The organism is Pseudomonas sp. PA27(2017) (assembly GCF_001945445.1).
In the GTDB taxonomy this organism is placed as follows: domain Bacteria; phylum Pseudomonadota; class Gammaproteobacteria; order Pseudomonadales; family Pseudomonadaceae; genus Aquipseudomonas.
On the sequence record NZ_MSXW01000031.1, the window covers coordinates 1 to 14,717 of the forward strand.

Below are 14,717 nucleotides of genomic sequence, written 5' to 3' on the forward strand. Positions count from 1 at the left end.
AGGGCTACCTCAAGCGTGGGCTCAAGCGAACAGAAGCCCTGACCATCCTGGCCCGTAAACTCGCTCGTATCGCCTTTGCGCTGATGCAGAAGCAGGTCGATTACAACCCCGAAAAAGGGGGATCCTTGACATAGAATCTCCCACAATGACCGCGAGCAACCCACCCCCTGCGTGGGAGCGCCGACCCGGCGCGAACGATTGGGCCTTGTTGCAAGGCCTGCGGCGTACACACGATTCGCCGCGGGTCGCGGCTCCCACAATAATCGCAGGCAACCCACTGTCTGTGTAGGAGCGCCGACCCGGCGCGAACGATTATGGCCTTGTTGCAAGGCCTGCGGCGTACACCCGACTCGCCGCGGGTCGCGGCTCCCACAATAATCGCAGGCAACCCACTGTCTGTGTAGGAGCGCCGACCCGGCGCGAACGATTATGGCTTTGTTGCAAGGCCTGCGGCGTACACCCGACTCGCCGCGGGTCGCGGCTCCCACAATAATCGCAGGCAACCCACTGTCTGTGTAGGAGCGCCACCCGGCGCGAACGATTATGGCCTTGTTGCAAGGCCTGCGGCGTACAACCGACTCGCCGCGGGTCGAGGTTCCTACAATAAATCGCGAGCAACCCACCGACTGCGTAAGAGCGTCGACCTCGGCGCGAGTTCGCGGTTTCTGGAGGCGTTAAACCGTCATTCGGCAGCGATCCCGTAATCGCTCAGCTTGACGATAAACGTCTGCTCATCAAGCACCGGAATGTTCAGTTCGGTGGCCTTGGCCAGTTTCGAGCCGGCGCCGGGGCCGGCGACCACGCAGGTGGTTTTCGCCGATACCGAGCCGGCCACCTTGGCGCCCAGGCTTTCCAGCTTGTCCTTGGCGATATCGCGGCTCATCACTTCCAGGCTGCCGGTCAGCACCCAGGTCTGGCCGGCCAGCGGCAGACCTTCGACGACCTTCTTCTCGCTCTCCCAGTGCATGCCGAAATCACGCAATTGCGCCTCGATGGCCCGCGCGCGATCGGTGTTCTCGGCGCTGGCGAAGAACTCGCGCACCGACTGTTTGGCTTTTTCGTTGAGGCCCTTCATGGCGCTGAGGTCGAGCCAGTCGGCGGTGATCACCGTCTCCAGCGTCTTGAAGCGCTCGGCCAGGTTCTTCGCACCAGTGGCCGCCACGAAAGGAATGTTCAGCTTGTCGAGCAACCCGCCGAGCGTGGTGCTGGCGGCGAACTCGGCCGCCAGCTCACCCTGGTCCTGCAATTCCAGGCCACGTTCGAACAGGTGCCTGATCACCGTCTGGTTGTGCGCATCCTCGAAGAAGCTGTGGATCTCGTGGGCCACTTCCAGGCCGATGTCCGGCAGGTACGTCAGCACCTCGGGCAGCGCCTGGGTGACGCGCTCCAGCGAGCCCAGGGAGCGCGCCAGCACCTTGGCGGTCTCTTCACCGACATCGGGAATGCCTAGGGCGTAAATGAAGCGCGCCAGGCTCGGGCGCTTGCTGTCGGCAATGGCGTCGAGCAGCTTGCGGCTGGACACCTCGGCAAAGCCTTCAAGGCCGACGATCTGTTCGAACTCCAGGGTGTAGAGGTCGGCTGGCGAGCCGACCAGGCCCTCGTCCACCAACTGCTCGACGCTCTTCTCGCCGAGGCCCTCGATGTCCATGGCGCGTCGCGACACGAAATGGATGATCGCCTGTTTGAGCTGGGCGGCGCAGGCCAGGCGGCCGACGCAACGATACACGGCGCCTTCGCTGACCGTTTCGCGGCCCTTGCTGCGTTTGATCAGCTGGGTACGCTCCACCGCCGAGCCGCACACCGGGCACTGTTCCGGCACCGCCACCGGGCGCGCGTTCTCGGGACGACGTTCGATGACCACTTGCATCACCTGGGGAATCACGTCACCGGCGCGGCGGATGATCACCGTGTCGCCGATCATCACCCCGAGGCGTGCCACCTCGTCCATGTTGTGCAACGTGGCGTTGGATACCGTCACACCCGCCACTTTCACCGGCTTGAGCCGTGCCACCGGCGTCACGGCGCCGGTACGGCCGACCTGAAATTCCACGTCGAGCAGCTCGGTGAGCTCTTCCATGGCGGGAAACTTGTGGGCGATGGCCCAGTGCGGCGTACGGGCGCGGAAGCCGAGCTGCTGCTGGTCTTCGATGTTGTTGACCTTGAACACCACACCGTCGATGTCATAGGGCAGGCCCATCCGTCGCTCGCCGATGTCGCGGTAGTAGGCCAGGCAGTCTTCCACGCCCTTAGCCAGCTTCAACTCGGGGCTGATGGGAATGCCCCAGGTTTTCAGGCGCTGCAGCATGCCGACCTGGGTCGGCGCCGGCTCGGCGCTGTGCTGGCCGAGGCCGTAGCAGCAGAATTCCAGCGGGCGGCTGGCGGTGATCTTCGAATCCAGCTGGCGCAGGCTGCCGGCGGCGGCGTTGCGCGGGTTGGCAAAGGTCTTGCCGCCGATCTCCGCCTGGGCAGCGTTGAGGCGTTCGAAACCGGCGCGGGACATGAACACCTCACCGCGCACTTCCAGCACATCCGGCCAGCCACTGCCCTGCAGCTTGAGCGGCACGTTGCGAATGGTGCGCACGTTGACGCTGATGTCTTCGCCAGTGGTTCCGTCACCCCGGGTGGCGCCGCGTACCAGCTTGCCGTCACGGTACAGCAGGCTCACCGCCAGGCCGTCGAGCTTGGGCTCGCAGCTGTATTCGAGCTCGGCACCGCCACCGAACAGATCGCCGCCCTGCACGCCGAGGCCGTTCTGCACGCTGCGGTCGAAAGCCCGCAGGTCGTCTTCTTCGAAGGCGTTGCCAAGGCTGAGCATGGGCACTTCGTGGCGCACTTCGCCAAAGGCGCTGAGCGCTTCACCGCCAACGCGCTGGGTCGGCGAATCGGGCGTCACCAGTTCCGGGTGCTCGGCTTCTAGGGCCTGCAGTTCGCGGAACAGGCGATCGTACTCGGCGTCGGGCACGCTCGGCTCGTCGAGCACGTAGTAGCGGTAGTTGTGCGCGTCCAGTTCGTTACGTAGTTCGAGGATACGTTGGGCGGAATCTTTCATGCAGGTCATTCTCGGCGGGCCACGGCCAGGGCACAGAAACGAAAAACCTCAAGCCAAGCGCTGGGCTTGTAGCTTGAGGCTCGTCGGTGCCGCTTTCTTTCAGCGTTTTTGCGTCAACAGGCGGCGTTCGTATTCGACGATGCGCTGACGGTAATGTTCGATGGTTTGTGCGGTCAGCACGCTGCGCTGATCGTCCTTGAGCTCACCATTGAGTTCATGGGCCAGCTTGCGCGCCGCCGCGACCATCACGTCGAAGGCCTGCTTGGGATGGCGCGGGCCTGGCAGGCCGAGGAAGAAGCTCACCGCACGGGTGCTGAAGCCCTCGATGTCGTCCAGGTCGAAGGTGCCGGGTTTCAGCGCATTGGCCATGGAGAACAGCACTTCGCCGTTGCCGGCCATGCTCTCGTGGCGATGGAAGATGTCCATCTCGCCGAAACGCAGGCCGCTTTCCAGAATGTTTTGCAGCAGCGCCGGGCCCTTGAAGCCTTGCTCATCACGGGCGATGACGTTGATCACCAGCACTTCCTCGACCGGCGGCAGATCCTTGTCGACCTGCTTGCCGGAGACGCTGCTGCGCGCCTCGTCTTCGTCGTCCACCGGGTTGAGCAACGTCGGCACCGGCTCGTCGGCGGTCAGGTCCAGGTCACCCTGACGCGGTTCGCTGCGACGGCGGCTGTTGACGTCGCGGGCGCTCATCGATGGCAGGTCGTCTTCATCCAGCGAAGGCTCATGATTGCGCTCGATCACCCTGGGCGGGCTGAGCACATCGGGATCACCTTCGTCATCGGGCAGATTGGACAGGTTGCGGTCGAGCCGGAACTTGAGTTTGCCCTTGCCACCGCGCATCCGCCGCCAGCCATCGAAGAGGATGCCGGCGATGACGATGATACCGATGATGATCAGCCACTCGCGTAGACCGAATTCCATGAAATGTCCTGACCCCTAAAGCAAAAATTGATGAAAAAAGGCGTCCTGGCCCGTAATGATGACCTTGAAACGTGGCGCCAACTCCATGTTCTGACTGGCGTTTTCCCACGTGCAACAAAAGTGGGCGTTAAGCTAGCACGACGAAAGGCAACTTTACACCGGCAAAACGCTGTAAAACCGCCACTGCCACTGGTTTTTACGCGACAAAAACCTCGTTTGGCCTTCTCAACTGTCCACCATCGCCAACGCCTCTTCGACATCCACCGCTACCAGTCGCGAACAACCGGGTTCGTGCATCGTCACGCCCATCAACTGGTCGGCCATTTCCATGGCGATCTTGTTGTGGGTGATGTAGATGAACTGCACGGTTTCCGACATTTCCTTGACCAGCCGCGCGTAACGCCCGACGTTGGCATCGTCCAGCGGTGCGTCCACTTCGTCGAGCATGCAGAACGGAGCCGGATTGAGCTGGAAGATCGAAAAAACCAGCGCCAGCGCCGTCAATGCCTTCTCGCCGCCGGACAGCAAATGGATGGTGCTGTTCTTCTTTCCCGGTGGACGCGCCATGATGGTCACCCCGGTATCGAGTAGATCTTCGCCGGTGAGTTCCAAATATGCGCTGCCACCGCCGAAAACTTTTGGGAAAAGCGCCTGCAAGCCGGCGTTGATCTGGTCGAAGGTTTCCTTGAAACGATTGCGCGTTTCCCGATCGATCTTGCGGATGACGTTTTCCAGGGTATCCAGCGCTTCGACCAGGTCGGCGTTCTGGGCATCCAGGTAGCGCTTGCGCTCGGATTGCTGCTGGTATTCCTCGATGGCCGCCAGGTTGATCGCGCCGAGCCGCTGAATGCGCCCGGCCATCTGCTCCAAAGCTTGCTCCCAGGCCGTCTCGCTGGCGTCATCGGGCAAGGTGGCGAGTACGCCGTGCAGGTCATAGCCCTCTTCCAGCAACTGATCCTGCAGGGCCTTGCGGCGCACGTTCAGCGACTGCCATTCCAGGCGCTGCTGCTCCAGCTGGCCACGCAGCAATTGCGATTGCTGTTCGGCCTGAGTGCGGCGCTTCTCGGCGTCACGCAGCTCGCGGTCGGCATCTTCCAGGGCGAGGCGCGCCAGGCGCAGCTCCTCTTCGACGCCCATGCGCCGCTCCAGCAGCTCTTCGAGTTTCAGGCGCAATTCTTCCAGCGGTGCAGCGCCCTCTTCCAGGTTCAGGTCGAGCTGCTCGCGCTTTTCCGTGAGGCGTTCGGATTGCAGTTCGAGGCGTTCCAGAGCCTGGCGGGTAGAATCGTGCTGGGCGCGCAACGAACCCAGGCGCACGGCCAACTGGTGGGCGTGATCCTTGTGCTGGCGCGCCTCCTGGCGGACACGATCAAGCCGCTCGCGCAAAGCATCGCGGCTGGCCAGCAGGCTTTCGCGCTGCTCGGTATCCAAGGCCATGCTGTCGAGGGCGTCCTGCAGGTACAGGCGCGCCTCACCCAACTGTTCGGTTTCCATGGCCCGTTGCTCGGCCAGCTCCTGCTGCTCGGCCTCGATGCGCCGACGCCGCAGCAACAACTGTTCGGCCTTGGCCTGACCGGCCGACAGCCGCGCCTTGAGCTCGCCCAGGCGGCGCGCCTGATCCTGCAACTGGCGGCGCTGCTGCTCACGCAATTCTTCTTCCTGACGCTGGCGCTCGCGCAGGGCCTGCAGGTTTTCCTCCAACAGCGTCAGCGCGGCCTCGCGCTCGTCCCGCTCCAGACCCAAGCTCTCCAGCTCCTGAGCCCGGGCCAGGACGCCGCTCTGCGCCTCGCTGGCACGCCGCACACGCAGGAAGTGCCGGCCCACCCAATAGCCATCGCGGCTGACCAGGGTTTCGCCGGATGCCAGCGTGGCGCGTTCGGCCAAGGCCTGATCGAGGTTTTCGACCGGGCGCACGCGGCCCAGCCAGGGCGCCAGGTCCACGGGGGATTCGACCTTGTCCAGCAGGCTGCCGGGGATGCGCTGGCCATCGCCGGCAGCCGACACCAGGCGCAATTCGCCCTGCTTGAGGGCGGCGAAATCCAGCCCGCTGAAATCGTCCTGCAAGACGGCCTGCAGGTCGGCGCCGAGCACGGTTTCCACCGCCAACTCCCAGCCGGCTTCCACCCGCAGGCCTTCGGCCAGGCGTGGGCGCTGCTCGAGGCCATTGTCGCGCAACCATTGCGCCGTGCCCTTGCCCGGATCCAGCGCGGCCTGCTGCAAGGCTTCCAGAGACGCGAGGCGACCGCTGAGGCGTTGTAGCTCGCCCTGGGCCTGCTGCTGCACCTGGCCGGTATGTTGCAGTTCGTCACGCAATTGCTGCAGGCGCTCGGCCTGCTCGGCTTCCTGTTCCTGTAATTGCTCGAGGTCCAGCTCGCCGACGGCGATCTCCTCGCCCAGCTCGATGATCGCCGCATCTTCCGGGTCGGCGGCCAGTTGCTGTAACTCATCGCCCAAACGACGCTGGCGTTCGCTGAGGCGCTCCAGGCTCTGCTCCAGCTGTTGGATGCGCGACTGCTGCACCTCGGCCTGGCGACGCGGCTCGGCGCTGCGCTGGTTGAAGGCTTCCCATTGTTCCTGCCAGCCGTGCATGCCGGTCTCGGCTTCTTCCAGCGCAGCGGCGGACTCCTCGGCAGCCGCCGCGGTGATCTCCTGCTCCGGTTCGAGCATGGCCAGTTCTTCACCGAGGGTAGCCAGCAGGGTACGGTCGTGGCCCAGGTGCGATTCGGTCTCCAGGCGCGCGCGCTCGGCTTCACGCAGGTCGTCCTGCAACTGGCGCAGGCGCTGCTGACCATGCTGGATGCTCTGTTCGACCCGGGCGATATCGCCGCCCACCGAGTAGAAGCGTCCCTGCACCAGGTTGAACCGCTCGGACAGCTCATGGTGGCCGTCACGCAGCCGTTCGATGCTGGCGTCGGCGTTGCGCTGCTCGGCCACCAGCGCCTCGAAGGAAACCTCCTGGTTGCCGATCACCGCCTCGCGCTGGCCGACCTGCTCGTTCAGCGTCTGCCAGCGCAGCGCGGTCAGTTGCGCCTTGAGCTGACGTTCCTCGGCCTTGTATTCCTGATACTTCTCGGCCGCCTGGGCCTGGCGGTGCAGGCGCTCGAGCTGGCGTTCCAGTTCTTCACGCAGGTCGGTCAGGCGCGCCAGGTTTTCCTGGGTACGACGGATGCGGCTCTCGGTCTCGCGGCGGCGCTCCTTGTACTTGGAGATGCCCGCCGCTTCTTCGATGAAGTTGCGCAGTTCCTCCGGCTTGGCCTCGATCAGTTTGCTGATCATGCCCTGCTCGATGATCGAGTAACTGCGCGGGCCCAGGCCGGTGCCGAGGAAGATATCGGTGATGTCGCGACGACGGCATTTCACGCCGTTGAGGAAATAGGTGTTCTGGCTGTCGCGGGTCACCCGGCGGCGAATGGAGATTTCCGCGAAGGCTGCGTACTCGCCGGTCAGGGTGTTGTCGCTGTTGTCGAAGATCAGCTCGATGCTGGCCTGGGTCACCGGTTTACGGGTGTTGGAGCCGTTGAAGATGACGTCGGTCATCGACTCGCCACGCAGGTTCTTCGCCGAGCTTTCGCCCATCACCCAGCGCACGGCATCGATGATGTTGGACTTGCCGCAGCCGTTAGGACCGACCACCGCCGCCATGTTGCTGGGGAAGTTCACCGTGGTGGGGTCGACGAAGGACTTGAAGCCCGCCAGTTTGATGGATTTCAGACGCATGCGCGAGCGCTCGCCGAGACGGCAACCAGGTTGGCAGGGAAGTCAGCGGCGCACAGCGTCATAAATGTCCTTGAGGCGCGATGCTTGGGGAGCGTGAGGCCTGGCCAATGGCCAGAAGGGCCGGGAGTTTAGCACAGCCAGGACGCCAGCAAGCCCCGCGCATATCTACAGGGAACGCCGCCGCTTCGCCGGCATCCAATCGCCAGGCCAGCGCAATCGCCTGGCGCGTTTTCTTCGTCCGAGGTTTTCCATGCAGACGTACGCATGCGCAGCGAAACTGGATCGCCTGAATTTCTTTCTGGCTGACGTTCGCGACGGCCTCGGGCCTTACCTGGCTATATACCTGCTCTCGGTACACAAGTGGCAGGCCGGCGACATCGGCCTGGTCATGGCCCTCGGAGGGCTGGCCGGCCTGGCCGCGCAGATTCCCGCCGGCGCGTTGGTGGATTGGGTGCGCGACAAGCGCCTGCTGGTCGCAGCCGCCTCCATTCTGGTCACCCTCGCCTGCCTGGTCACCCTGTGGCAGGCGCAATTCGCCTGGGTGGCGATCAGCCAGATCGCCGCCGGCATGGCCTCCTCGGTGTTCGCCCCGGCGCTGGCCGGCATCACCCTGGGCATCGTCGGGCCGAAGGCGTTCACCCGACGTATTGCCCGCAACGAATCCTTCAACCACGCCGGTAACGCCACCGCCGCGCTGCTCGCCGGTCTGTTCGCCTACCTGTGGGGGCCGGTCGCGGTGTTCTACCTGATGACCGCCATGGCCGTGCTCAGTCTGCTGTCGGCATTGAGCATTCCAGCCCGCGCCATCGACGCCGACCAAGCCCGGGGCCGTGAAAGCGGCTCGGCGATGACGCCGCTGCGCCAGCTGCTCACCCAGCCGCCGCTGGTGCTGCTGGCGCTGTGCTGCGCGCTGTTTCACCTGGCCAACGCCGCGATGTTGCCGCTGGTGGGGCAGAAACTCGCGCTGGCCAATCCGGAGCTGGCGACCACGCTGATCTCGGCCTGTATCGTCGCCGCCCAACTGGTGATGATTCCGGCGGCCATGCTGGTCGGTGCCCGCGCCGATCGCTGGGGGCGCAAGCCGCTGCTGCTGGCCGGCTTTCTGATCCTGCCGATCCGCGGCGTGCTGTACACGCTGAGCGACGACCCGGTCTGGCTGGTATCGGTGCAATTGCTCGACGGCATCGGCGCTGGCCTGTTCGGCGCCTTGATCCCGCTGATGGTGCGCGACCTGACCCACGGCAGCGGCCATTTCAACGTCAGCCTGGCCAGCGTGAGCCTGGTGTTCGGCATCGGCGCGGCGCTGAGCAACGGCCTGGCCGGTTATGTCGCCGAGGCCAGCGGCTACGACAGCGCCTTCCTGGTGCTGGCGGCCGTGGCTGGCTGCGCCGTGCTCCTGCTGCTGGGCATGCCGGAAACCCTCAGGGCCGACACGATAGAGCACGAACTCGACGACGCAGCGCCGCGCACCGCCACCTGACCGCCAGGTCAACATTCGCCTCGGACGAGGTTGTCGCCACCGTCCTTGTCCCGCAAAATCTCCGCTCAACGCGGTGCGCGCGTCGCATCGATGCGCGCACGCCTGCGGCGGCGCCGCCCGCGACCGCCCTGCACCGCTCTATCGGATCTGTATCGAGGCCCCATGTCCACTACGCTTCACGCCTACCGCGGCGCCATCCTGCACAGCCTCGCCGATCCGGCCGAGGTCGGTATCGAGGCGTCCCACGCCTATTTCGAGGACGGCATCCTGCTGGTCGAGGATGGCAAGGTTCGCGACGTGGGCCCGGCGGAGGACCTGCTGCCGCGTTTGGCCGGCGTCGCCCTGAGCCATTACGAGAACGCACTGATCACCCCGGGCTTCATCGACACCCACATCCATTTCCCGCAGACCGGCATGATCGGCGCCTACGGCGAGCAACTGCTCGACTGGTTGAACACCTACACCTTCCCGACCGAGATGCGTTTCGCCAACAAGGCCCATGCCCGCGAAGTGGCCGAGGTGTTCGTCAAGGAACTGCTGCGCAACGGCACCACCACCGCGCTGGTGTTCGGCAGCGTGCACAAGCAGTCGGTGGACGCCCTCTTCGAGGTGGCCAGCGCACTGGACCTGCGCATGATCGCCGGCAAGGTGCTGATGGACCGTAACGCCCCCGAGGCGCTAACCGATACGGTGCAATCCGGCTACGCCGACAGCCGTGAACTGATCGAGCGCTGGCACGGCAAGGGCCGCCTGCACTATGCGGTGACGCCGCGTTTCGCGCCGACCAGCACGCCGGAGCAACTGGCCATGGCCGGGCGCCTGCTGGGCGAATACCCGGACCTGTACCTGCACACGCACCTGTCGGAAAACCGCCAGGAGATCGAGTGGGTCAAGGAGCTGTTCCCGGACAACGGCGGCTACCTGGACGTCTACGACAAGCACCAGCTCACCGGCCCACGCTCGGTGTTCGCCCACGCCGTACACCTGTGCGACGCCGAATGCCAGCGCCTGGCAGAGACCGGGTCGGCGGTGGCCTTCTGCCCGACCTCCAACCTGTTTCTCGGCAGCGGCCTGTTCGACCTCAAGCGCATGGAGCAGCACAAGGTCCGCGTCGGCCTGGGTACCGACATCGGCGCCGGTACCAGCTTCTCGCAACTACGCTCGCTCAGTGAGGCTTACAAGATCATGCAGTTGCAGGGCCAGAAGCTCGACCCGTTCAAGTCGCTATACCTGGCGACCCTGGGCAGCGCCCGGGCGCTGCATCTGGACGAGCGCATCGGCAACTTCGCAGCCGGCAAGGACGCGGACTTCGTGGTGCTCGACTACCAGGCCACGCCGCTGATCGACTACCGCCTCAAGCAGAGCGGCAACCTGGCCGAACGGTTGTTCGCGTTGATTACCCTGGGAGATGACCGGGTGATCAGGGAGACCTTTGCTGCGGGGAACAGCGTGCATCGCCGCGATGGCTGATGGGGACCCTATAGGTGCCTGCTTGCGGACGCGAATCAGAGTGCCCCCAGGGATGGGCACAATCGCATCGTGGGAGCCGCGACCCGCGGCGAATTGGGTGTACGACGCCAATATTGCAGTAAGGCCGCCATCGATTCGCGCCGAGGTCGGCGCTCCCACATGATTGGTGGTGCATCCGCGATCACTGTATTCACCTGGCCTTGCAGCAGCGCCGGCAGGCTAGTTTCCGTCGGGCGGCGCTTTAGTTCCGGGAACCAATTACCGATACCGGATAGATCGCGGTGTAGGCACCACCGTCCACGCTCAGGGTTCGGCAATCTACGCCATACACGGCGGCCAGGTGCTCGGGGGTGAGCATCTCGTCGGTGGTGCCGCAGCCGTGCACGCTGCCCCGGTCGATCATCAGCGCGTCGTCGGCATAGCGGCTGGCCAGGTTCATGTCGTGGAAAATCGCCAGGGTGACGATGTTCTCGCGCCGCGTGTAGGCGCTGACTGCCTCGAGCATGTGCAACTGGTTGGCCAGGTCCAGCGCCGAGGTCGGCTCATCGAGCAACAGCAGGCGTGGGCTGCGCACCAGCGCCAGGGCGAGGGAAATCATCTGTCGCTCACCGCCGGACAGTTGCCCCGGCTGCTTTTCGGCGAAGCGTTGCAGGCCCAGCAGGTCGAGCACTTCACTGGCGCGCCGCTGGCTGTCGCGCTGGGTCGACCAGCCCCGCGCGCCGCCATGCTGTGCCAGCAGGAGCAATTCGTAGGTCGACAGGCGCACGTCGAGGTGGGCCATGTCCTGAGCCACATAGCCGATCAGCCTCGCGCGCAGCGCCGGCTCCAGGCCGAGTAGCTGGGTGCCGTCGATGGTCGCCGAACCTTCGGCACGCAGCAGCCCACATAGCCCCTTCATGAACGTCGACTTACCCGCGCCATTGGCGCCTAGCAGTGCCAGGGTGCGGCCCGCTTCGGCACGCACGGCGAAGTCGCGGATGATCGGCCGGCCGCCGATGGACACGCGATAATCCTCGGTGACGAAACTCATCGGGACGTCAGCCTCCGGTCGCGCAGGATCAAGATGACGAAGAACGGCAGGCCGATCAGCGAAGTGACCATGCCGATGGGCAGCACGGCGCCCGGCACGATCAGCTTGCTGGCCAGCGACGCCAGGGTGACGAAGATGACCCCGCAGGCCAGGGTCACGCCGATGGTGAAACGCTGATCCTCGCCGACCAGCAGGCGCGCCACGTGGGGCGCCACCAGACCGACGAAACCGATGATGCCGACCACCGAAGTCACCGCCCCGGCGAGCAGCGCGGCCAGCACCAGCATGCTGGTGCGCACGCGCTTGACGCGAATGCCGAACACCACCGCCTGCTCGCCAAAACTGCGCAGCGCGGTCAGCGCCCAGGCCTGCATCAGCACCAGCGGCACCGCCACCAGGGCGATGGCGGTGCACAGCGCGACCTTGGTCCAGGTCACGTGCAACAGCGAACCCATCAGCCAGAACACGATGCTCTGCAGCTGGTCGACGCTGGACACGTACTGCACGAGCCCCAGCAACGAACTGAACACGAAATGTACGGCGATGCCCAACAGGGTGATGGCCTGCAGGCCGATCTGCCCGCGGGTCAGCAACAGGATCACGCCGACGGTGAGCAGCGAGAACAGAAACGCGTTGGCGGTCACCAGCATTTCCGCACCGAAGCCTGGCAACCACTGCGCCAGGGACAGGTTGAAGGTCAGCGCCAGCGCCGCGCCGAAGCCCGCCGCCGAGGAAATACCGAGGGTGAAGGGCTCGGCCAGCGGATTGTCGAGCACCGTCTGCATGATCAGCCCGGCCAGCGCCAGGCAAGTGCCGGCCAGCACCGCCATCAGCGTCATCGGCATGCGCAGCTCCCAGAGGATGACCCGCGTCGAGTCGTCCACCTGATCCGGCATGAACAGGCCTTGCAGCGCATCGGCGAAGCTCAGGGTGCCGGAGCCGACAACGAGATCCGCAACGAAGGCGATCAGCGCCACCAGCAACAGGCCGACCAGCAGCAGGCTGCGCTGCCAGACCGCGCGGGCGTAGCGCTGTTGATAGCCGGCATCGACCGGCGCCGCAGCGGCCGCCGGGTCACTCACCGGCCGGCGCCTGGCCGAACAGAATCGCGGGCACCTCGCCAAGGCCGGTCATGCTCAGCAGTGCTCGAGTGCTGGCGGCGTGATCCAGGCCGGCAGCGGCTTGCGGATAGAAGGCCTGGGCCAGGTACTCGACCGCCAGGATGTTCCAGGCGCTGGCATAGAACTGGTGGTACACGCCATACACGCGGCCGTGCTGTACCGCGCTCAATTGCTGCATGCCGGGGCGCTGCAGCAGTTGTTTCATGGCTTTGTCGATCGCCGCCTGCTGCACCGTCGGGCCAAAACCGAAGGGTGGCGAAATCGAGGCGCTGCCCGAGAACTGGGTGCCGCTCATCACGTAGACGTCGGGCTTCTTGCTGATCACCGTCTCCAGGGTGACGTCGCCGGTCACGCCAGGCAACAGCTGGCTGCCGAGGTTATCGCCACCGGCCGCCTGTATCAGCTTGCCCCAGTACACGTCACCGTGGGTGAAGCAGCAACTACTGGCGCCACCCTGCCCGGCCTTGGCCTCGACGAACACCAGCGGGCGCTTGCCCTGTTCGGCGATCAGTTTATCGACCTTCGCCAGGCGCGCCTTGTAGAAATCCAGGTACTCGCTGGCGCGGGCCTCGCGGTTGAGCACCTTGCCCAGCAGGGCCACGCTCTGCTGGCCGTTGGGTACCGGATCCAGATCGCTGTCGACGTAGATCGCCGGAATCTTCAGCGCCGCCAGCTTGCGCTCGACGCCTGCGCCTTCTAGGGATTTGCGCGCGCGCAACTGGAACACCAGCAGGTCGGGTTTGCCGGCGACCACGGCTTCGAGGTTCATGTCGCCCTCATCACCGAACTGCATGTCGACAGCCCGCCCGGCGCTCTGCGGCCAGCGTTTCTGAAAGACCTGCCAGGTGTTCGGATCGGAACGCTTGATGATGTTGTTCCACACCGTGATGCGTGCGAACGGGTCTTCGCGATCCAGCAGCGCCAGGCCGAACAGATCGCGCCCATCCTGCAGGACGATGCGCTTGGGCTCGTGCTCTATGGTCACCTGGCGACCCGCCAGGTCCGTGACGGTTAACGGATAGTCGGTGGCCTGGGCAACAGCGCTGCACAGCAGGCACAGGGCGGCCGTGAGACGGACGAGAAGCGCGGGGATGGTCATGGAGGGATCGAGCCTTTTACTGCGCGGATGAACGGACGGCGGGCGTCGGCGGCAAAAACAGAAACATAGGGTAACAAAGGCGCCACACAACGTCATTAAGAACCATTATCGATGGACGATTCGAATCCATTCACGCCGTCAGCTGCGCCGATCTAACTGGGCTTGCACAGACCTGCCAAGGTGGCATCGCCGCAGGCGACACAAACGAATTGCAGGCACAAAAAAAGGATGCCCGCAGGCATCCTCTTTCCAACTCAGCGCCGATCAGCTGGCGCGCGCGGAATCGCGCAGTGCCTTGACCTGATCATGGTTGCGCTGCACGCCTTGCAGTTGCTTCTCGAGCACGACGCGGACGTTGCTCGGCAGGTCTTTCTGCAGGGCTTCACGATAGGCCTTCAGGGCAACGTCTTCACCGCGCTCGCACTCGTTGAGGATGGCCTCTTCGCTCTTGCCGGTCAGCAGCGATTTGAGGTCCACCCAGCCGCGGTGCAGAGCACCGGAAACGCTGGAGCTGGTTTCCGGGTCGCCGCCCAGGCCACGGACCAGTTGCTGCAGCTCGGCGGCTGCGCTGGCACAGTCCTGCGAACGCTGAACGAAGAAAGTTTTGAGGCGCGGCTCTTTCACGTCTTCGGCACACTCGCTGAAGCCTTTCTCGCCGTCTTTGCTGGTTTCGATCAGGTCATTCAGTACCGAAATAACGTCTTTGTTATCCACTTTGAATCTCCTCGTCGCTTCAGAAAAAAGCCCTTATGGGCCGCTCCCTTAAGTGGAGTGAGCGCCTGTTGCGGAGGTTCAGGGCAAATTCTGGCGGGTCGGTCAGGCGGCGC

The 14,717-nt window shown here is 64.7% G+C and carries 9 protein-coding genes; 2 read left to right on the forward strand and 7 right to left on the reverse strand.

Translation table 11 applies throughout. The features are described from left to right. Nucleotides 1–682: 682 nt before the first annotated feature. From ligA to smc, 3 genes are all read right to left on the reverse strand, one after another. Nucleotides 683–3,049 carry an NAD-dependent DNA ligase LigA gene (gene ligA, locus BVH06_RS16450; RefSeq protein WP_075934800.1) on the reverse strand — a complete coding sequence of 789 codons (2,367 nt, stop codon included), beginning with the start codon at nucleotides 3,047–3,049 and terminating at the stop codon, nucleotides 683–685. Between the two features lie 99 nt (nucleotides 3,050–3,148). Further along, on the reverse strand, nucleotides 3,149–3,976 hold the full coding sequence (zipA, locus tag BVH06_RS16455) for a cell division protein ZipA (RefSeq protein WP_075934801.1): 828 nt from the start codon (nucleotides 3,974–3,976) through the stop codon (nucleotides 3,149–3,151). 225 nt (nucleotides 3,977–4,201) lie between these two features. Beyond that, the gene (gene smc / locus BVH06_RS16460) at nucleotides 4,202–7,690 is read right to left on the reverse strand and encodes a chromosome segregation protein SMC (protein ID WP_075934802.1); all 3,489 of its coding nucleotides are present in this window, start codon (nucleotides 7,688–7,690) and stop codon (nucleotides 4,202–4,204) included. A gap of 250 nt (nucleotides 7,691–7,940) precedes the next feature. Here smc and BVH06_RS16465 point away from each other — a divergent pair, with 250 nt between their 5' ends. Both BVH06_RS16465 and guaD read left to right on the forward strand, forming a co-directional pair. Continuing rightward, nucleotides 7,941–9,170: an MFS transporter gene (locus BVH06_RS16465; protein ID WP_075934803.1), complete on the forward strand. Its 1,230-nt coding sequence runs from the start codon at nucleotides 7,941–7,943 to the stop codon at nucleotides 9,168–9,170. Nucleotides 9,171–9,332: 162 nt separating this feature from the next. Next, a complete protein-coding gene (gene guaD / locus BVH06_RS16470; RefSeq protein WP_075934804.1) occupies nucleotides 9,333–10,640 on the forward strand; it encodes a guanine deaminase in 1,308 nt (435 codons plus the stop codon). A 241-nt stretch (nucleotides 10,641–10,881) separates the two neighbouring features. On the opposite strand, the gene BVH06_RS16475 is transcribed toward guaD, so the two are convergent. The 4 genes from BVH06_RS16475 to BVH06_RS16490 form a co-directional block, all read right to left on the reverse strand. Then, entirely contained in the window at nucleotides 10,882–11,670 is a 789-nt protein-coding gene (locus tag BVH06_RS16475) for an ABC transporter ATP-binding protein (protein WP_075934805.1), read from the reverse strand. Then, entirely contained in the window at nucleotides 11,667–12,752 is a 1,086-nt protein-coding gene (locus BVH06_RS16480; RefSeq protein WP_075934806.1) for an iron ABC transporter permease, read from the reverse strand. Before BVH06_RS16480 ends, BVH06_RS16475 begins: the two co-directional genes overlap by 4 nt. After that, the gene (locus tag BVH06_RS16485) at nucleotides 12,745–13,890 is read right to left on the reverse strand and encodes an ABC transporter substrate-binding protein (protein WP_075934807.1); all 1,146 of its coding nucleotides are present in this window, start codon (nucleotides 13,888–13,890) and stop codon (nucleotides 12,745–12,747) included. Before BVH06_RS16485 ends, BVH06_RS16480 begins: the two co-directional genes overlap by 8 nt. Before the next feature lie 264 nt (nucleotides 13,891–14,154). Beyond that, complete coding sequence (locus tag BVH06_RS16490; protein ID WP_075932729.1) at nucleotides 14,155–14,604, reverse strand: PA2169 family four-helix-bundle protein; 450 nt, start codon at nucleotides 14,602–14,604, stop codon at nucleotides 14,155–14,157. Nucleotides 14,605–14,717: the final 113 nt, after the last annotated feature.

What these genes read in the sequence shown, in the direction of transcription:
- zipA (WP_075934801.1), bottom strand. Translation starts at nt 3,976, where the DNA reads ATGGAATTCGGTCTACGCGAGTGGCTGATCATCATCGGTATCATCGTC.
- guaD (WP_075934804.1), top strand. Translation starts at nt 9,333, where the DNA reads ATGTCCACTACGCTTCACGCCTACCGCGGCGCCATCCTGCACAGCCTC.
- ligA (WP_075934800.1), bottom strand. Translation starts at nt 3,049, where the DNA reads ATGAAAGATTCCGCCCAACGTATCCTCGAACTACGTAACGAACTGGAC.
- BVH06_RS16465 (WP_075934803.1), top strand. Translation starts at nt 7,941, where the DNA reads ATGCAGACGTACGCATGCGCAGCGAAACTGGATCGCCTGAATTTCTTT.
- smc (WP_075934802.1), bottom strand. Translation starts at nt 7,690, where the DNA reads ATGCGTCTGAAATCCATCAAACTGGCGGGCTTCAAGTCCTTCGTCGAC.
- BVH06_RS16485 (WP_075934807.1), bottom strand. Translation starts at nt 13,890, where the DNA reads ATGACCATCCCCGCGCTTCTCGTCCGTCTCACGGCCGCCCTGTGCCTG.
- BVH06_RS16475 (WP_075934805.1), bottom strand. Translation starts at nt 11,670, where the DNA reads ATGAGTTTCGTCACCGAGGATTATCGCGTGTCCATCGGCGGCCGGCCG.